General features: G+C 72.4%; 20 protein-coding genes. 9 read left to right on the forward strand and 11 right to left on the reverse strand.

Annotation, left to right across the window (positions count from 1 at the left end; genetic code table 11):
* The first annotated feature begins 83 nt into the window (after positions 1-83).
* Positions 84-707 (forward strand): TetR/AcrR family transcriptional regulator, encoded by a 624-nt coding sequence (locus ACIQCJ_RS28740; protein ID WP_355333369.1) that lies wholly within the window; start codon positions 84-86, stop codon positions 705-707.
* An 18-nt stretch (positions 708-725) separates the two neighbouring features.
* Positions 726-1,709: an NADPH:quinone oxidoreductase family protein gene (locus ACIQCJ_RS28745; RefSeq protein WP_402712981.1), complete on the forward strand. Its 984-nt coding sequence runs from the start codon at positions 726-728 to the stop codon at positions 1,707-1,709.
* Between the two features lie 108 nt (positions 1,710-1,817).
* Here the strand turns inward: ACIQCJ_RS28745 and ACIQCJ_RS28750 are convergent, their stop codons facing one another.
* A complete protein-coding gene (locus ACIQCJ_RS28750; RefSeq protein WP_402712982.1) occupies positions 1,818-3,038 on the reverse strand; it encodes an acyl-CoA dehydrogenase family protein in 1,221 nt (406 codons plus the stop codon).
* Positions 3,039-3,044: 6 nt separating this feature from the next.
* On the reverse strand, positions 3,045-4,124 hold the full coding sequence (locus ACIQCJ_RS28755; protein ID WP_402712983.1) for a phosphotransferase family protein: 1,080 nt from the start codon (positions 4,122-4,124) through the stop codon (positions 3,045-3,047).
* 175 nt (positions 4,125-4,299) lie between these two features.
* Between ACIQCJ_RS28755 and ACIQCJ_RS28760 the strand changes: the two genes are divergently transcribed.
* Complete coding sequence (locus ACIQCJ_RS28760; RefSeq protein WP_402712984.1) at positions 4,300-5,607, forward strand: glucarate dehydratase family protein; 1,308 nt, start codon at positions 4,300-4,302, stop codon at positions 5,605-5,607.
* A 64-nt stretch (positions 5,608-5,671) separates the two neighbouring features.
* Here ACIQCJ_RS28760 and ACIQCJ_RS28765 read toward each other — a convergent pair whose 3' ends face one another.
* Together ACIQCJ_RS28765 and ACIQCJ_RS28770 are read right to left on the reverse strand one after the other, a co-directional pair.
* Entirely contained in the window at positions 5,672-7,066 is a 1,395-nt protein-coding gene (locus ACIQCJ_RS28765; RefSeq protein WP_401725139.1) for a gluconate:H+ symporter, read from the reverse strand.
* 74 nt (positions 7,067-7,140) lie between these two features.
* The gene (locus tag ACIQCJ_RS28770) at positions 7,141-7,659 is read right to left on the reverse strand and encodes a gluconokinase (protein ID WP_355333353.1); all 519 of its coding nucleotides are present in this window, start codon (positions 7,657-7,659) and stop codon (positions 7,141-7,143) included.
* Between the two features lie 114 nt (positions 7,660-7,773).
* On the opposite strand from ACIQCJ_RS28770, the gene ACIQCJ_RS28775 reads away from it, so the two are divergent.
* Entirely contained in the window at positions 7,774-8,493 is a 720-nt protein-coding gene (locus ACIQCJ_RS28775; protein ID WP_401313563.1) for a FadR/GntR family transcriptional regulator, read from the forward strand.
* 44 nt (positions 8,494-8,537) lie between these two features.
* A complete protein-coding gene (locus tag ACIQCJ_RS28780; RefSeq protein ID WP_402712985.1) occupies positions 8,538-9,422 on the forward strand; it encodes a hypothetical protein in 885 nt (294 codons plus the stop codon).
* Between the two features lie 77 nt (positions 9,423-9,499).
* On the opposite strand, the gene ACIQCJ_RS28785 is transcribed toward ACIQCJ_RS28780, so the two are convergent.
* The 4 genes from ACIQCJ_RS28785 to ACIQCJ_RS28800 form a co-directional block, all read right to left on the reverse strand.
* Positions 9,500-9,859 (reverse strand): DUF202 domain-containing protein, encoded by a 360-nt coding sequence (locus ACIQCJ_RS28785; RefSeq protein ID WP_401313565.1) that lies wholly within the window; start codon positions 9,857-9,859, stop codon positions 9,500-9,502.
* The gene (locus tag ACIQCJ_RS28790; RefSeq protein ID WP_188283850.1) at positions 9,856-10,251 is read right to left on the reverse strand and encodes a YidH family protein; all 396 of its coding nucleotides are present in this window, start codon (positions 10,249-10,251) and stop codon (positions 9,856-9,858) included. The genes ACIQCJ_RS28785 and ACIQCJ_RS28790 overlap by 4 nt, the downstream gene beginning before the upstream one ends.
* A 74-nt stretch (positions 10,252-10,325) precedes the next feature.
* Positions 10,326-10,463 (reverse strand): hypothetical protein, encoded by a 138-nt coding sequence (locus ACIQCJ_RS28795; protein WP_355333343.1) that lies wholly within the window; start codon positions 10,461-10,463, stop codon positions 10,326-10,328.
* Positions 10,450-11,640 carry a hypothetical protein gene (locus ACIQCJ_RS28800; RefSeq protein WP_402712986.1) on the reverse strand — a complete coding sequence of 397 codons (1,191 nt, stop codon included), beginning with the start codon at positions 11,638-11,640 and terminating at the stop codon, positions 10,450-10,452. The genes ACIQCJ_RS28795 and ACIQCJ_RS28800 overlap by 14 nt, the downstream gene beginning before the upstream one ends.
* A gap of 29 nt (positions 11,641-11,669) precedes the next feature.
* Between ACIQCJ_RS28800 and ACIQCJ_RS28805 the strand changes: the two genes are divergently transcribed.
* Positions 11,670-12,002, forward strand: a complete 333-nt coding sequence (locus ACIQCJ_RS28805; RefSeq protein ID WP_391161247.1) for a hypothetical protein — start codon at positions 11,670-11,672, stop codon at positions 12,000-12,002.
* A 12-nt stretch (positions 12,003-12,014) separates the two neighbouring features.
* On the opposite strand, the gene ACIQCJ_RS28810 is transcribed toward ACIQCJ_RS28805, so the two are convergent.
* Positions 12,015-12,557, reverse strand: coding sequence for an NUDIX hydrolase (locus ACIQCJ_RS28810; protein WP_402712987.1), 543 nt, complete (start codon positions 12,555-12,557; stop codon positions 12,015-12,017).
* A 126-nt stretch (positions 12,558-12,683) separates the two neighbouring features.
* Here ACIQCJ_RS28810 and ACIQCJ_RS28815 point away from each other — a divergent pair, with 126 nt between their 5' ends.
* The 3 genes from ACIQCJ_RS28815 (at position 12,684) to ACIQCJ_RS28825 (ending at position 15,956) form a co-directional block, all read left to right on the forward strand.
* Entirely contained in the window at positions 12,684-14,606 is a 1,923-nt protein-coding gene (locus ACIQCJ_RS28815; protein ID WP_391048475.1) for an acyclic terpene utilization AtuA family protein, read from the forward strand.
* A gap of 69 nt (positions 14,607-14,675) precedes the next feature.
* Positions 14,676-14,867: a hypothetical protein gene (locus tag ACIQCJ_RS28820; protein ID WP_188283824.1), complete on the forward strand. Its 192-nt coding sequence runs from the start codon at positions 14,676-14,678 to the stop codon at positions 14,865-14,867.
* A gap of 120 nt (positions 14,868-14,987) precedes the next feature.
* The gene (locus ACIQCJ_RS28825; protein WP_402712988.1) at positions 14,988-15,956 is read left to right on the forward strand and encodes a pirin family protein; all 969 of its coding nucleotides are present in this window, start codon (positions 14,988-14,990) and stop codon (positions 15,954-15,956) included.
* Positions 15,957-16,041: 85 nt separating this feature from the next.
* Here ACIQCJ_RS28825 and ACIQCJ_RS28830 read toward each other — a convergent pair whose 3' ends face one another.
* Both ACIQCJ_RS28830 and ACIQCJ_RS28835 read right to left on the reverse strand, forming a co-directional pair.
* Positions 16,042-17,103, reverse strand: a complete 1,062-nt coding sequence (locus ACIQCJ_RS28830) for an ABC transporter substrate-binding protein (protein WP_355333331.1) — start codon at positions 17,101-17,103, stop codon at positions 16,042-16,044.
* A gap of 172 nt (positions 17,104-17,275) precedes the next feature.
* Complete coding sequence (locus ACIQCJ_RS28835) at positions 17,276-18,181, reverse strand: ABC transporter permease subunit (RefSeq protein WP_391048469.1); 906 nt, start codon at positions 18,179-18,181, stop codon at positions 17,276-17,278.
* Positions 18,182-18,202 lie beyond the last annotated feature (21 nt).

Below are 18,202 nucleotides of genomic sequence, written 5' to 3' on the forward strand. Positions count from 1 at the left end.
TTTGTCGGTACGGCGCCACATCGGTTCACCGGCAGGTCGGTACGGGGATACGTGGGCACGTGGGTACGGAAAGAGGTCAGGCCATGGCACGCAATGCGACGGGCGGCGGCAGCGGCGGCTCCGGCGAGGGCGGCACCGCCGCGGTACCCGAGCGGCTGCTCGCCGAGGCCACCCGGCTCTTCGCCGAGCGCGGCTACGACCGCACCTCCGTCCAGGAGATCGTGGAGGCCGCCGGAGTCACCAAGGGCGCGCTCTACCACTACTTCGGCTCCAAGGACGATCTGCTGCACGAGATCTACGGCCGGGTGCTGCGGCTCCAGACCGAACGTCTCGACGCCATCGCCGCCCGCGACACCGCCGTGCCCGACCGGCTCGCCGAGGCCGCCGCCGACGTCGTCGTCACCAGCATCCAGAACCTGGACGACACCAAGATCTTCTTCCGCTCCATCCACCAGCTCGCCCCGGAGAAGCAGAAGGCGGTACGTGCCGAGCGCCGCCGCTACCACGAGAAGTTCCGCTCCCTGATCGAGGAGGGCCAGCGCGGCGGCCACTTCCGCGCCGACCTGCGGCCCGACCTCGTGGTCGACTTCTTCTTCGGCTCCGTGCACCACCTCGGCACCTGGTACCACGCGGAGGGCCCGCTCTCCGCCGAGCAGGTCGCCACCGAATTCTCCGACCTGCTGCTGCACTCGGTGCGGCGGCACTGACCCGCTGGGAGCTTTGACGTGAAGGCATGGCGCGTGCACGAGAACGGCGAGCCGCGCGAGGCGATGCGCCTCGACGAGGTCCCCACCCCCGAGCCGGGTCCCGGCGAGGCGCTGCTGCGGGTACGCGCCGCCGGGGTCAACTTCCCCGACGCGATGCTCTGCCGGGGCACCTACCAGATCCGGCCGCCGCTGCCGTTCACGCCCGGCGTGGAATTCTGCGGCGAGGTCGTCGCCGTCGGTGAAGGGGTCACGGACCTGGACACCGGCGCCCGCGTCATCACGCCCGCCGCCCTGCCGCGCGGCGCCTTCGCCGAATACGCCGTCGTCCCCGCCGCCGGGGTGCTGCCCGCGCCCGAGGCCCTGGACGACGCCGAGGCCGCCGCCCTCCACATCGGCTACCAGACCGGCTGGTTCGCCCTGCACCGCCGCGCCGCCCTCAGGCCCGGCGAGACCCTGCTCGTGCACGCCGCCGCGGGCGGTGTCGGCAGCGCCGCCGTCCAGCTCGGCAAGGCCGCGGGCGCCACCGTCATCGGTGTCGTCGGCGGCCCCGACAAGGCCGAGGCCGCCCGTGAGCTCGGCGCCGACATCGTCGTGGACCGGCACGCGGAGGACTTCGTCGCGGTCGTCAAGGAAGCCACCGCCGGGCGCGGTGCCAACGTCGTCTTCGACCCCGTCGGCGGCGACTCCTACACCAAGTCCACCAAGTGCGTCGCCTTCGAAGGGCGCATCGTCGTCGTCGGCTTCGCCGGCGGCACCGTCCCCGCGCCCGCGCTCAGCCACGCCCTCGTCAAGAACTACGCCATCCTCGGTCTCCACTGGGGGCTCTACAACACCCACGATCCGGTGGCGGTCCGCCAGGCCCACGAGGCGCTGTGCGAGCTGGCGGCTTCCGGGGCCGTCCGTCCCCTCGTGAGCGAGCGGGTGGCTTTCGACGGCGCCGCCGAGGCCGTTCAACGCGTCGCGGACGGCACGACGATCGGCCGGCTGGTCGTCCAGCCGTAACGCCCTCAGCGCCCCTGAAAAGACCGGCGCGCCGCCCACCGCGGAGGTACCCCTCCGCGGTGGGCCGCTCAAGACACCGGCGTACCGCCCCGCGCGGGCGTGGTCCCCTTACGGGGTCAGGTACTTCTTCAGCTCGCGGCGGGCGAGCGAGCGCTTGTGGACCTCGTCGGGTCCGTCCGCGAGCCGCAGGCTACGGGCGGCGGCGAAGAGTTGGGACAGGGGGAAGTCCTGGCTGACGCCGCCGGCGCCGTGGACCTGGATGGCGCGGTCGACGATGCGCTGGACGGCGACGGGGGTGGCGATCTTGATGGACTGGATCTCCGTGTGGGCGCCCTGGTTGCCGACGGTGTCCATGAGCCAGGCCGTCTTGAGGACGAGAAGCCGCAACTGCTCGATCTCGACGCGGGCTTCGGCGATCCACTCCTGGACCACGCCCTGGGCGGCGAGCGGCTTGCCGAAGGCGACACGGGAGGCGGCGCGACGGCACATGAGTTCAAGCGCGCGCTCGGCCATGCCGATCAGCCGCATGCAGTGGTGGATGCGGCCGGGGCCGAGCCGGGCCTGGGCGATGGCGAAGCCGCCGCCCTCCTCGCCGATCAGATTCCCGGCGGGCACGCGCACGTCGTGGAAGGCGATCTCGGCGTGACCGCCGTGGTCGCCGTCGTCGAAGCCGAACACCCGCATGCCGCGCCGTACTTCGATGCCGGGAGTGTCGCGCGGCACGAGGATCTGGCTCTGCTGGCGGTGCCGTTCGGCGTCCGGGTCGGTCTTGCCCATGACGATGAAGACCGCGCACTTGGGGTTCATCGCCCCGGAGATGTACCACTTGCGGCCGTTGATCACGTACGAGTCGCCGTCCCGTACGATCCGCGTCTCGATGTTGGTGGCGTCGGAGGAGGCGACGTCCGGCTCGGTCATCGCGAAGGCGGACCTGATCTCCCCGGCGAGCAGCGGCTCCAGCCACTCCTTGCGCTGGGCGGGGGTGCCGAATTCGCTGAGGACTTCCATGTTGCCGGTGTCGGGAGCGGCGCAGTTGAGGGCGGGCGGGGCCAAGTGGGGGCTGCGGCCGGTGAGTTCGGCGAGCGGCGCGTACTGGAGATTGGTCAGTCCCGCGCCGTGCTCGCCGGGCAGGAAGAGATTCCACAGGCCCTGCCGCCTGGCCTCGGCCTTGAGGTCCTCCACCACGGGCGGCGCGGTCCACCGGTCGTCCCCCGTGGCCACGGCGCGCTGCTCGGCGAAGACCGGCTCGGCGGGGTAGACGTGCTCGTCGAGGAACGCGGTCAGCCGCGACCGCAGCTCCTCGGTACGGGTGTCGAAGGCGAATTCCATGGCTGCTCAGCCTTCCTTCCGGGGGGAGTCCTGCGAGGGGCGCGGCCGGCCCTGCCGCTCGGCGTGCCGCCGGAGCCGGTCGAGGCCGCGCTCGACGAAGTGGGGGACGATGCCGCCGATCCGGTCGAATCCGGCGCCGACCGTCTGCCCGAGGGTGTAGCGGTAGTGGATGCCCTCGGAGATGACGGCGAGCTTGTAGCAGGCGAAGGCCGTGTACCAGTCGACGGTCGACACGTCGCGGCCGGACCGCTCGGCGTACCGCTGGAGGAGTTCCGCCTCCGAGGGGTGGCCGGGCGCGCCGCCCGCCGCCTGGATGGGGAAGTCCGAGGCGATCTGTGGCTCGCTGTAGACCAGCAGCAGCCCGAGGTCGGTGAGCGGGTCGCCGAGGGTGGACATCTCCCAGTCCAGCACGGCGGTGAGCCGGTCGGCGGTGTCCACCAGGACGTTGTCCAGCTTGTAGTCGCCGTGGATGACGGCGCCGCCGGGGGAGTCGGGCAGGGCCGCGCCGAGCGCGGCGTGCAGCGCGTCGATGCCGGGCAGTTCACGGCTGCGGGAGGCGTCGAGCTGCTTGCCCCAGCGGCGCAACTGCCGTTCCAGATAGCCCTCGGGGCGGCCGAAGTCGCCGAGGCCGACCGCCGCCGGGTCCACCGCGTGCAGGTCGACCAGCGTGTCGACCAGCGCGAGCACGACCTCGCGGGTCCGCTCGGCGCCCAGCTCCCTGAGCTGGCTCTCGGTGCGGAAGGGGGTGCCCTCGACGAATTCCATGACGTAGAACGGGGCGCCGATCACCTCGCCGTCCTCGCACAGCAGCACCGAGCCGGGCACCGGCACCGGGGTGGCGGCGAGCGCGCTGATCACCCGGTGCTCGCGCGTCATGTCGTGCGCGGTGGCCAGGACGTGCCCGAGCGGCGGCCTGCGGACGACCCATTCGGTGCCGCCGTCGGTGACCCAGTACGTGAGGTTGGACCGGCCGCCCTCGATGAGCTTGCCGCGCAGGCCGCCGCCGACCAGCCCCGGCCGCTCCCGGTCGAGATGGGCGCGCAGCCGGCCCAGATCGAGACCCGGGGGGTTGTCGGTATCGCTCATGCCGTCTCCTCGTCACCGTCGTGGCTTCAGAGATCGTACCGACCAGTCGGTATGTCGTCCAGCTCTTCGCTCTCCCCGTCGCGTCCCGTCCGTCACATCCGCGCTCGGGAGGCCGCATTGACGGCCGTGGTCGCCGCACCTACGCTCTGGACTTATGGGTGAACGTAATTCACATATGCAGACAGCAGATCGCTCCGCCGGACTCGTGATCACCGAGGTGCGGCTGACCCCCATCCTCATCGCCGATCCGCCGCTGCTCAACACCCAGGGTGTCCACCAGCCCTACACGCCCCGCCTCATCATCGAGGTCGTCACCGCCGACGGTACGGCCGGGGTGGGCGAGACCTACGGCGACACCCGCTATCTCGGCCTCGCCGCGCCCCTGGCCAGCGCGCTGCCCGGCCACACGGTCAGCGATCTGAACGGGCTGTTCACCCTCGCGGAAGAGGTCTGCGGCGACCCCGCCGACGTCTCCGACTCCGTCGACGTCGGCGGGCTGCGCGGTGTGCAGACCGCCGACAAGCTGCGGCTGTCGGTCATCTCCGGCTTCGAGGTGGCCTGCCTCGACGCCCTCGGCAAGCACCTCGGCCTGCCGGTGCACGCGCTGCTCGGCGGCAAGGTCCGCGACGCCGTCGACTACAGCGCCTACCTCTTCTACCGGCTCGCCGCCCACCCCGAGGGGCAGGGCGAGGCCGACGACTGGGGTCCCGCCCTCGACCCGGAAGGCGTCGTCGCCCAGGCCCGCCGCTTCGCCGACACGTACGGCTTCGGCTCCTTCAAGCTCAAGGGCGGTGTCTTCCCGCCCGACGAGGAGATCGCCGCCGTACGCGCCCTGGCCGCCGCCTTCCCCGGCCGGCCGCTGCGCCTCGACCCCAACGGCGCCTGGTCGGTGGAGACCTCGCTGTACGTGGCCCGCGAGCTGGGCGAGGTGCTGGAGTACCTGGAGGACCCGGCCAGCACCACCGACCGCATGGCCCGGGTCGCGAGCGGCACCTCCGTGCCGCTGGCGACCAACATGTGCGTGACGACCTTCGCCGAGATCCAGGACGCCTTCACGCGCGGCGCCGTCCAGGTGGTGCTCTCCGACCACCACTACTGGGGCGGCCTGCGCAACACGCAGCAACTCGCCGCGATCTGCCGGACGTTCGGCGTGGGCCTGTCCATGCACTCCAACACCCACCTCGGCATCAGCCTCGCCGCCATGACCCATGTCGCGGCCACCGTGCCCAACCTCGACTACGCCTGCGACTCGCACTACCCGTGGCAGACCGAGGACGTCATCACCCGCCGCCATGTCTTCGAGGACGGCCGCCTCGCCGTCAGCGACCTCCCCGGCCTCGGCGTCGAACTCGACCAGGACGCGCTCAAGGCGCTGCACCAGCGCTGGCGCGACGACGACGGGGCCATGCGCGACCGCGACGACGCCGCCGCGATGCGCAGGGCGGACCCGGACTGGCGGACGCCGCCCGTGCCGCGCTGGTGACACACGCGTGTGGGGCGGCGGACCGTACGGCCCGCCGCCCCACACGCCTCACGACGTCAGCGCCTCACAGCACCAGCGACAGCAGCATGACGAAGCCCAGCGCCACCACCGAGATCACCGTCTCCATCACCGACCAGGTCTTGAGGGTCTGCGGGACGTCCATCCCGAAGTACTCCTTCACCAGCCAGAATCCGGCGTCGTTGACGTGCGAGAAGAACAGCGAACCGGCGCCCACCGACAGCACCAGCAGCGCGGTGTGCGAGGACGACATGCCCTCGGCGAGCGGCGCGACGAGACCGGCGGCCGAGATGATCGCCACCGTCGCGGAACCGGTCGCGACCCGGATCAGCACCGCGATCAGCCAGGCGAGCAGCAGCGCCGAGATGTGCCAGCTCTTGGACCAGTCGAGGATCATCTGACCGACCCCGCAGTCGATCAGGGTCTGCTTGAAGCCGCCGCCCGCGCCGACGATCAGCAGGATGCCCGCGATCGGGCCGAGCGAGGCGTCCACGGTCGAGGAGACGCGGTCCTTGCTGAAGCCCGCGGCCCGCCCGAGGGTGAACATCGCCACGATCACCGCGGCCAGCAGCGCCACCAGCGGCGTACCGATGACGTCGAAGATCCGGTACGTCAGGCTGCTCTGGTCGTCCACGATCACGTCGACCAGGGCCTTGGCCAGCATCAGCACCACCGGCAGCAGCATCGTGCAGGTCGTCGCGGCGAAGCTCGGCCGCCGCTCCAGGTCGTCGGAGGCGCGCGCGGGCGTCATCCGCTCCGGCGGCGTCACGTCCACCCAGCCCGCGGCCACCCGGCCGAAGAGCGGACCCGCGATGGCGAGCGTGGGTATCGCGACCAGCACGCCGAGCGCGAGGGTGATGCCCATGTCGGCGTGGATGGCGCCGATCGCGGCCAGCGGGCCGGGGTGCGGCGGCACCAGACCGTGCATCACCGACAGACCGGCCAGCGCCGGGATGCCCAGCCGGATCAGCGACTGGCCGCTGCGCTTGGCGACCAGCAGCACCACCGGGATGAGGATCACGATGCCGATCTCGAAGAAGAGCGGCAGGCCGACCAGACCCGCGATCAGGGCCATCGCCCACGGCAGCCGTTTCTCGCTGGTACGGGCCAGGATCGTGTCGACGATCTGGTCCGCGCCGCCGGAGTCGGCGAGCAGTTTGCCGAGTATCGCGCCGAGCGCGATCAGGGTGCCGACGCTCGCCACGGTCGAGCCGAGGCCGGTCGAGAAACTGGTGATCGTCTTGGCCAGCGGCGCGCCCGCGACGGAGCCGAGCACACCGGAGCCGATGGTCAGGGCGAGGAAGGCGTGCACCTTCCAGCGGGTGATCAGCAGCACGATGACGGCGATACCGGCCAGGGCGGCCAGTGCCAGGCGGGTGTTGCCCGCGTCGGTGATCGGGGACGGATCGGCGGCCAGCAGCTCCACGCTGAGTGCGGACACGGAGGACTCCAGGGGGAAGGACGGGGACAGGGGGGAGGGGGTTCGAACGGGTGGGGCGGGTCAGTCCGGCGACGTCAGCGGGGTACGGCGGCGAGCGCGCGGTCCGCGATCTCCCGCGGGCCGCCCTCGATCGTCACGACCGCGCCCGCCTCGTCCGGCTCCAGCGGCTCCAGCGTCGCGAACTGCGAGCGCAGCAACTCGGACGGCATGAAGTGCTGCATCCGCGCGGCCAGCCGGGAGGCGATCAGCTCCGGGGACCCGTCCAGGTGCAGGAAGAACAGGTCGGGCGCGCTCTGACGCAGGTGGTCGCGGTAGCGGCGGCGCAGGGCGGAACAGCTCACCACCCCGCCCTTGCCCTCGCGTTGCGCGATCCACGCGCCGATGGCGTCCAGCCAGGGCGCCCGGTCGGCGTCGTCCAGCGGGTGACCGGCCGACATCTTGGCGATGTTGGCCGCCGGGTGGAAGTCGTCGGCCTCGGCGTACGGGACGCCCAGCCGATCCGCCAGCAGGCCGCCGACGGTCGACTTGCCCGAACCGGAGACCCCCATCACGACGACGACGGGGGAGTGCGGTGGGCGCGGGGAGCTGGTCATGCGCTCGAACCTCCTTGTGCAAGCGGTCGGGGACACTCAACGCCATAGGTACTACTTATTCAAGAGTCCGTGATGTAAAAGTCACATGACTGTGCTGCCGCATAAGCTGTCCTCATGCCTCAGCAGGAAGCACCGCGGGACGACGCCGGGGGTCTGCACGCCCGTGTTCTGGCCGAACTCGGCCCCGCCATCGCCTCGGGCGACTACCCGCCGGGGACGGTTCTGCGCATCGACGAACTGGAATCGCGCTACGGCGTCTCGCGCACCGTCGTCCGCGAGGCGGTCCGGGTGCTGGAGGCGATGCACCTCGTGGAGTCCCGCCGCCGCGTCGGCGTCACCGTGCTGCGCAGCGAGGAGTGGAACGTCTTCGACCCGGCCGTCATCCGCTGGCGCCTGGCCGGCGCCGACCGCCCCCGCCAACTGCGCTCCCTCACCACCTTGCGCACCGCCGTCGAACCGGTCGCCGCGGGGCTCGCCGCGACCGCCGCCGGTCCCGCCCAGTGCCGCGAACTCACCGTGCTGGCCGCCGAGATGGCCGCCGCCGCCCGCGCCGCCGACCTCGACGCGTACCTCGTGCACGACGTCGCCTTCCACCGCGTCGTCCTCGACGCCTCGGGCAACGAGATGTTCGCCCGCCTCGGGGACGTCGTCGCCGAAGTCCTCACCGGCCGCACCGAACACCATGTGATGTTCGCCGAGCCCGACCCCGCCGCCGTCACCCTCCACGTCCGCGTCGCCGAGGCGATCCGCTCCCGCGAAGCCGCCGCCGCCGAGGACCTGATGCGCGAGATCTGCGTGGGCGCCCTGCACGAGCTGGACATCCTGGCGCCCTGAAAATCCGTTTACCCGCACGGCCCGGCAGTGCTGCACTAATACGCGTGACCGCTCGTCAACCCGCCCCGCCGCAGCCCTTCCGCTGGGCGCTGTCCTCGTACGAGGGCCGCCCGCCGGACCGCCTCGGCACGCTCGCGGACGGCTCGGAACCCGTACGGCTGTGGCACCTTCCGGCGCTCACACAGTGCACGGGCAAGGTGCTGGCCCGCTCCCGCGCGGCCGACCTCCGCTTCGTCGGCCGCTCGCTGGACAGCATGTACGACCTGCTCACCGGCGCGCTGGAACACGCGGACCGCCCTGGCGGACTCCTGCGGCTCCCCCTGTCGATCCGCCGGTCCGCCCGCCTCCCGCAGCCCCAGCGGGAGCGCTTGCGCGAGCACCTGGCCGCGGCGGGCCTCGAACCGCGCGCCCTGGCCCGCCGCAAGCGCCCGCTGGCCGTGGTCGACGTGGTCCACAGCGGCTCCACCTTCGACGCGCTCCACCGCGAACTGGCCGCGTGGATCGCCGAGAGCCGCGAACCCTGGCCGGTGATCCGCCGCAAGCTGCGCTACGTCGGGGTGACGCCCCGCGGCAAGAGCGGCCCGAACGCCGACCGCTGGCAGCAGTCACCCGATTCCGCCCGCTGGGTGCGGACGCTGCCCGCGGGACACGTGGTCAACGTGTCGCTGCCCTGGCCCGAATGGGGCTGGTACGGCAATGCGCAGCCCAAGCTCAACGGCACCTTTCCGCCGAGCCGCTGGTTCGACGAGGACGCGGACACACCCTGGTACCACCAGGCGCTCCCGCAGGCGCTGGCTGAGTCGCTGGCGCTGGTGGAGGCCGGCCGAAGCCGTACCGTGCGGGACGGACTCGTGCGGACCGTCGCGGGCGAGCCGGGCTTCGCCGACAGGGAGGTCCGGGCGCTGGTGAGCGCGCTGCGACGACGCTGAGGGGCGCGGCCGGCGCGCCTCACCACAGCAGGGCGCGTCACCACACGAGGGCGCGCCTCACCACATCAGGGCGCGCCTCACCACACCAGCGCCGCGCCGAACACCGCGAGCGCCACCGTGCAGCCCACCACCGCGACGGCGGCGCCCGGCGCCATCACCGCCGGGTGCGGCGCGCCGCCGAGCTGCTGAATCCTGCGGTGCGCCAGCCGGAGGAAGGCCAGGAACGCGAGCGCGGTCAGACCGATGGCCACCGCGGGGAGCGCCCCGCCCTCGTGGTGCAGCACCTGCCGCCCGGCCAGCACGGCCGTCACCGCGCAGGACAGCGTCGTACGCCGCCACGCCAGCCGCGTTCGCTCCGGCTGGAGCCCCGGATCCCGGTCGTCACCGGGTCGGCCGCCGACTCCCGGCGGCCCGCCGTCCTGGCGGTCGTGGCTCATCCGGCCCAGCCGAAGAGCACCACGCACACCATCGCGACGGCGATCACCGCGATGGCGACCGCGAGCAGCGCGGGGAAGCGGGAGACGGGCAGGTCGGCGCCGCGGCGCATGGCGCGTTCGCAGCGGGCCCAGTGGTTGACCGCGCGCAGCGTGCAGGCGACGCCACCGGCCAGCAGGACGAGCGCCAGCGAGACCCGTACCCAGTGCGCGAGGTGGTCGGTGAGGAACTGGTCGACGGCGAAACCGCCGCCGATCAGGGCGAGCGCGGTGCGGATCCAGGCGAGGAAGGTCCGCTCGTTGGCCAGCGAGAAGCGGTAGTCGGGGGTCGTGCCCTCGTCCCGCACGCGGGCGGGGGCGAACCACAGACGTACGGAATCCCGCGCGGCACGCAGCCGCGCGGGCAGCTCCTGGGCGAAAGCGATCACGCGTCCACACTAACGACCAGGTCGGAAGCGGGCGCGGGCGGTCACTTCCGGCGGGAGACCGCCGCGATGATCACGGCGAGCACCGCGGCCAGCAGCACCACGCCGACCACGGCGATCACCACATGGCCTGCGGAGCCGCCGCCACCGTCCTGCGGCGGCGCGACGTCAGCGAGCAGCATCGGAGGACTCCTTCCTTCCGTCGGTCGCACGCGCGTCGGTCGCGCTCTCTTCGGTCGCGCCCATTGCGGTCGCGCCCATTGCGGGCGGGCTCTTCTCGGGCGGCCTCTTTTCGGTCGCGCTCGTCCCGGTCGGCCTCGTCCCGGTCGGCCTCGTCCCGGTCAGGTCCGCCCCGGCCGCCCGGCCCCGCTCCCCGAGCCCCAGCACCAGCATCAGCAGCACCGGGAACTCCAGATACGCGTGGTAGCTGGCCACCGCCGCGTACAGCGACCTGCCCCGCGTGTAGTCGCTGACGAACAGCACCGACAGGGCCGCCGCCCCGCCGAGCCCCAGCGCCCAGGCCCGCACACCGCGCAGCACGGGCGCGCGCCGCTCGAACGCCTCGGTCGCGTCCGGCGCGTACCGCGGCATGAACCACACCCACACCACGTAATGCATGGTCTGGAGGAAGGCGAAGACCGCGACGAAGCGCAGCCCGGCGTGCGTGTGCTGCCAGGCGGGCGGGGTGTACGACAGCGCCAGCCGGTCCGTCCAGCCCGAGCCCGCGCCGAGCAGACCGTCGAGGGCGCCGGACAGCAGCAGCGCGGGAATCACCAGCACCCACCCGCACTGCACCGCCCGGAAGGCGGCACGACCGCGCGGCATGGCGCGCGACCACTCCCACAAGAAGAGCAGCGGCACCACATTGTGCAGATGGGCCAGCACCACGAAGTGGTAGGCGGGGAAGGCCAGCGACGCCATGGCGGCGCCCGCCAGCAGCGCGCAGGAGGCGGCCAGCGGTACGGGCCTGGTCCGCAGCGCGTGCACGCAGGCCGCGGCGAGCAGCACGTACGCGAGCAGGATCTCGGCGGTACGGGTGCCCGAGGACGGCGGCAGCAGGCGGCACACGACGATGCCGGTGATGAGCGTGCCCAGCAGCCGCAGGAACGGGCCGTGCAGGACGCCTTCGAACCGGCCGGTCACGTACCGCAGTTCGAGCACATTGTGCAGAATGCCGAAGACCGCGAGGCCCACCACGGCCGTGCCCGCGGGCAGCCGCAGCGAGACGGCGAGCGCCACCGCCGCCGCCAGGACGAAACCGGCGACCGGCAGCGTCCGCCCCGCGCGTCCCGTATCGGCCGTGCCCGTATCGCCCGTGCCCGCACCGCCCACCAGGGGCGCCCCCACCGCGCTGGCCACTCGTCCCCTCTCCGTGGCACGATCCGCCCGTGCCGTATCCGCTGGCCCTCGCCCTCACCCTGCTCGTCGAGGTGCCCTGCTACGTCGCGGCGGTCACCGCGGCGTCCGCCGTCCGACCGACGCGGACCGCTCTCGCGGCCGTCATGGTCAACTGTGTGACGCACCCGCCGCTGTGGTGGTTCCTGCGGCAGACGCACGGCGCCGCGTACTGGCCCGCCTTCGCCGTCGCGGAGAGCGCGGTCTGCCTCGTGGAGGGTCTGCTGCTCGGCCGACTGCTGCGGCTGCGGGGCCCGTTGCCGTACGCGGCCTCGGTCGCCGCCAACTGCGCCTCGGTCATCGCCGGTCTCCTGGTCGCGGGTTAAGCCGCCGGGCGGTCAACTCCCGTGCGTCGCACGCCATTCGAGCAGCCTGCGGTAGCCGTCGAGGCCGTCCGGCACCCACTCCCACTCGGTGAGCCTGGCGGCCAGCTCCTCCTCGGTGAGGAAGGTGTGCCAGGCCACCTCCTCGGCCTGCGGGGCGACCGGCAGTGTGCACCGCACCTGGTAGACCGACGACCACCACGTCCGCGGCCCGTCCTCGTAGAGGAATCGGAACAGCGGCTCGGGGCGCGGCAGTCCGCTCACCCCCAGTTCCTCCTCCGCCTCGCGCAGCGCCGCCTCCTCGTAGGACTCGCCCGCGCCGACGACACCGCCGACGAACATGTCGTAGAGGGAGGGGAAGACCAGCTTCTCCGCGGTGCGGCGGTGCACGAAGATCCGGTCCTCGGCGTCCCTGGCCAGGATGAAGACGCAGCGGTGCCGCAGGCCCCTGGCGTACGCCTCGCCGCGCGACGACCTGCCGACGACCCGGTCGTGCTCGTCCACGATGTCGATGATCTCGTCGGCGGACAGCGGGGGTCGCGGTGTGGGCTCGTTCATGGAGCCGATTCAACCACCGGCCGCCGGACCCGCCCCGGGCGCGCCCCCTGGTGGTCTTGCGCGGCGCGGACACCGGCAAGATGATCGTCCCGGTTCGGTGAGACGGGGGAGTGACGGGAGTGTGGGATGACGGCACACCAGGCGCCCCGGGTACCGCAGGCGCCCCAGACGCGACAGGACCGGCGGGCACCGCGGGCGCAGCGGGAGCGCGGGGCGCCGCTGCGGATCGCGAACTGCTCCGGCTACTACGGTGACCGGCTGTCGGCCGCCCGCGAGATGGTCGAGGGCGGCCCCATCGACGTCCTCACCGGCGACTACCTGGCCGAACTGACCATGCTGCTGCTGTGGAAGGCGCGGCAGCGCGACCCGGACGGCGGCTACGCGGTCTCCTTCCTCGCCCAGATGCGCGAGGTGCTCGGCACCTGCCTGGAGCGCGGCATCAAGATCGTCGTCAACGCGGGCGGCCTCAACCCGGCGGGACTGGCCGCCAAACTCGCCGAGTTGGCCGCGGTCGGCGGCCTGCACCCGTCCGTGGCGTACGTCGAGGGCGACGACCTGCTGGACCGGCTGCCCGAACTCCAGTCCCGCGGCCACGACTTCGCGCACCTGGCCACTGGCCGCCCGCTGGCGGGCTCCGGCGTCGAGCCGGTCACCGCCAACGCGTACCTCGGCGGCTGGGGCATCGCGCAGGCGCTGCGCGGCGGCGCCGACGTGGTGATCTGCGGCCGGGTCACCGACGCCTCGCTGGTCGTCGGGCCCGCCGCCTGGGCCTTCGAGTGGGCGCTCGATGACTGGGACCGGCTGGCGGGCGCCGTCACCGCGGGCCACATCATCGAGTGCGGCACCCAGGCCACCGGCGGCAACTACTCCTTCTTCACCGAGATCCCCGACCCGGTGCACCCCGGCTTCCCGATCGCCGAGATCCACGCCGACGGCTCCAGCGTCATCACCAAGCACCCCGGCACCGGCGGCGCCGTCACCATCGGCACCGTCACCGCCCAACTCCTGTACGAGATCGGCGGACCCGGCTACCTCAACACCGACGTCGTGGCCCGCTTCGACACCGTCCGGCTCATCCAGCAGGGCCCCGACCGGGTCTCCGTCGGCCCGGTCGCGGGCGAGCCCGCGCCCGACACCCTCAAGGTCTGCCTCAACCACCGCGGCGGCTACCGCAATTCCGCGACCTTCGTGCTCACCGGCCTCGACCTCGACGCGAAGGCGGACTTCGCCGAGGCCACCCTGCGCGACGCGACCGGCGGGCCGGGCCGCTTCGCCGGGTACGACCTGCGGCGCGAACACGGCGGCGAGGCCGACCGGTTGACGCTCACCGTCAAGGACCCGGACCTCGACACCGTCGGCCGCGGCTTCTTCACCGACGTCGCGGGCTCCGCGCTGGCCGGCTACCCCGGGCTCTACCTGGAGCACGCCTCGCCGCGCCCCACCGAGTACGGCGTGTACTGGCCCGCGCTGGTGGCCGCCGACGAGGTCACCGCCGTGACCGTGCTCGCCGACGGCACCCGGCTGCCCGTACCGCGCCCGCCGCACGGCGCCACCGACCTCCGCGAGGGACGGCCGGGTCCGGTGCCCGACTCCGGTCCCGTACCGCCGCCGCTGGTGTCGCCGGTCACCGGACCCGCGCCCCGCCAGGCGCGGACCGGGCCGCCCGAGCCCTTCGGCCGGACGGTACGGCTGCCGCTCGGGACCGTCGTCGGGGCGCGCTCGGGGGACAAGGGCGGCGACGCGAACGTCGGGCTGTGGGCGCGGGACGACGAGGGGTACGCGTGGCTGCGCGCGTATCTGGACGTACCCCGGCTGCGGGCCCTGCTGCCGGAGACCGCGACGCTGCCGGTGAGCCGTTGGGAACTGCCGAATCTGCGCGCGGTGAACTTCGTCGTGCACGGGCTGCTCGGCGATGGCGTCGCCGCTTCCACCAGGGCCGATCCGCAGGCCAAGGCGCTGGGGGAGCGGCTTCGGGGATGCCTCGCGGACGTGCCGGAAAAGCTGGTGGATCTTTTGCAGAGCCAGTACACGCCGTTGCCCAAGAGGTGACATTCGTGGAGTCATGATGGGAATCGTCCGAGGGCGACGGGCCCGCGGGGGTAGTGAAGGGCGGTCCCCATGGACGGCGACATCCTGCGCAAGGCGATCTTTCTGCTGCGTGAGTGCCACGAGTCGGAGCAGCAGGTCGTGACCAGGCTCAAGGACTACTTCCCCGGCCTGACGCTCGGCGACCGGGAGATGTACGTCAGCGAGGCCCGCGACCTCGTGCACGGCATCCACCCCGCCCACTCCGCGCCGCCCGCCCGGTAACCGCCCGCCCGGCCCCTGGCCTCGGGATTCCTGCCGCCCGGGGCCGACGGACCCCCTGACCCGCGCGACCGCCCGGTCCCCTCCTCGCTTCGGGCGGTCGCGCGCGGCATGATCGGCACCATGAGCAATCTCGACACGACGCCCGCCGCCACCCGCTGCGGCGGGCGCGCCGACGTCTCCGCCGCCCCGGTCCGCGACCTGCTCGCCGGCCGCACCGTCCAGCTCGGTGAGAGCACCGAGGTACGGCGGCTGCTCCCCAACCTCGGACGGCGCATGGTCGGCGCTTGGTGCTTTGTTGACCATTACGGGCCCGACGACATCGCCGACGAGCCCGGCATGCAGGTGCCGCCCCATCCGCACATGGGCTTGCAGACCGTCAGCTGGCTGCACGACGGCGAGGTGCTGCACCGCGACAGCCTCGGCAGCCTCCAGACGGTGCGCCCCCGCGAGCTGGGCCTGATGACCTCGGGCCGGGCCATCGCCCACTCCGAGGAATCACCGCGCGACCACGCCCGCTACCTGCACGGCGCCCAGCTCTGGGTCGCCCTGCCCGACGCCACCCGCGACACCGCGCCCTCCTTCGAGCACCACCCCGTACTCCCCGAGGTCACCGGCGGCGGCGGACTCCACGCCACCGTCATCCTCGGCGACCTCGACGGCGCCGCCTCGCCCGGCACGATCCACACCCCGCTCGTCGGCGCCGACCTCACCCTCGCCGCCGGTACCGACGCCCGGCTCCCGCTCGACCCCGACTTCGAGTACGCCGTCCTCACCATGTCCGGCGAATCCCACGTCGACGGCGTCCCCCTCACCCCCGGCTCCCTGCTCTACCTCGGCTGCGGCCGCCGCGAACTCCCCCTGCGCGCCGACACCCCCGCCTCCCTCATGCTGCTGGGCGGCGAGCCCTTCGCCGAACGCATCATCATGTGGTGGAACTTCGTCGCCCGCACCAGCGAGGAGATCACCGAGGCCCGTACCGCCTGGCAGTCCGCCACCCGCTTCGGCGACGTCCACGGCTACGACGGCGAGCGCCTGTCCGCCCCCGACCTCCCGCCGGGCCCGCTGAAGGCGCGCGGCCGGGAGCGCTGACCGGGCGGGGGGCGCGGCGAGGAACGGCGCAGGGCCCCTGGGCGGCGGGGGCGCGCCGGGCAGGGGCCCTGGGGGGAGCGGGGGGTCAGGACGCGGAGTGGTCCTGTGCCGCCTTCTGGACGTACTCGTCGGTGTACGTCTTCGACAGGTCGATCGTCTTGCCCTTCACGGTCGGGTCGACCGCGGTCAGGACGCGGAGCACCGTCTGCGGGGCGTCGGCCGGCATCTGGCCGGTCGGGTTGTACATGCCCATCTCGTTGGCCAGCGCCTGGACGTACTGGTCCTTGCCGCTGCCGGCGTAGAAGTCGGCCGGGACCTGCTCGGTGATCTCCGCGGCCGAGTGGGCCTCCATCCACTGGAGCGTCTGGTAGACGGCGTTGACCATCTTCTGGACGGTCTCCTTGTGGCTGTTGGCCCACGCCGTCTGGACGGTCAGCGCGGTGCCGGGGTACGGGCCGCCGAGCGCGGCCTTGGTGCCCGCCGCGGTGCGCATGTCCGCGATGATCGTCCCGAGCTGCTTCTTGAGCAGCGTCGAAATGGTCGGCTCGGTGGTGACACCCGCGTCGATCCGGTTGTGCTCGAAGGCCGCCACGAAGGTGGCACCGGCCGCCACCGCCACCAAGTGGGTGTCGGCCACCGCGATGTTGTTGTGGATCGCGAGGTACGAGGCGATGGTGGAACTGGCGGAACCGAGCGAGGTGACGCCGACGTTCTTGCCCTTGAGGTCCGCGGGCGACTTGATCGACGGCGCGTTCGTACGGGCCATCTCGACCATGCCGGGCGCCTGGAGGAGCTGGACGACCGCCTGGGTGTTCTTGCCCTTGAGCTGGAGCTTGAGGTTCGAGTCGTAGAAGCCGATCATGCCCTGGGCGTCACCCTTGAGCAGCGCGTCGGAGACCTGCGGCGTGCCCTGGAGGTTGGCGATCTTCACGTTCAGACCCTGCTTTGTGAAGTAGCCCATCCGCTGCGCCAGGATCAGCGGGAGGTAACTCTGGTTCGCCTGGTTCGACAGGGCGATCGTCACCGTCTCCAGCGACCCCGCGCTCGCCGCGTCGGTGGTCTTGTCGGACTTGCTGTCCGAGCAGGCCGTCACGCCTGTCGCCAGGACTACCGTCGCGGCTGCGAGAACGATCTTCTTGTGCCACATGTGCGTTGTCTTCTCCTCGGAAGCGGGTGGGTCGTGCGCCGTCTCGGGTCGTGCCGCGGGCCGCGAGTCGCCGCGGGGCGGTTGACCGTCGGGGGGATGGCGGAATGGGCGGGGATGGCGGGAGTCCCGGAGGCGGCCCCGGTCCCGGCGGTGCTGTCGCCGGTCACGGCGGTCACGCCTGCGCTCCGGACTTCTGCGGACGCGGCTGCCAGCTCAGCAGCCACCGCTCCAGCAGCGAGATCAGTCCCTCGGCCGCCAGCGCGAACGCGGCGGTGATGACGAGTCCCGCGTAGACCCCGTTGGGATCGAAGTTGGCCTGCGCCTGGAAGATGAGCAGCCCGAGGCCCTGCTGCGCCCCGAGCAGTTCGCCCACGATCGCGCCGGTGATGGCGAAACCGAAGGCCACGTGCAGGCTGGTGGTGATCCAGCTCAGCGCGGACGGGACGACCACGTGCAAGGTCACCCGGGTGTTGCTCGCGCCGAGGATGCGGGCGTTGGCGAGGAGATTGCGGTCCACCTCGCGGGCGCCCTGGAAGGCGTTGAAGAACACGCCGAAGAAGACCAGTACGGCGGCCAGCATGACCTTGGAGCTGATGCCGAGACCGAACCAGATCGCGAACACCGAGCCCAGCAGGATGCGCGGGATCGAGTTCAGGGTCTTGATGTAGGGGGCGAAGACATCGGCCAGGAAGCGCAGCCGGCCCAGCACGATGCCGAGGACGACACCCAGGGTGACCCCGATGCCGAAGCCCATCAGGGTCTCCTGCAACGTCACCCACACCTGGTCCCACAGCGGTCCCTGCGACGTACCGTCGCGCACCCAGCCCCACAGCTTCGAGCAGATGCCCGACGGCTTGCCGGAATAGAACGGGTCGACGACCTCCGTCGAGGCGAGCACCTGCCACAGGCCGATGAACGCGGCGAGGACGGCGGCCCTGACAACGTTGACCCACACGCGGCGCCTGGCCCGTTGTCGCCTGGCCAGCGCGGCGCGGGCCGCTCCGGCGTCGCTCTTCGGCGGTTCGGGTCGCGCGAGGATCTCGTCGGTCGCCGACCCGGTCGCGGTGTCGGTCTTCATAGGCTCATGCCTCTTCCGTAC

The organism is Streptomyces sp. NPDC093221 (assembly GCF_044753885.1).
GTDB lineage: Bacteria > Actinomycetota > Actinomycetes > Streptomycetales > Streptomycetaceae > Actinacidiphila.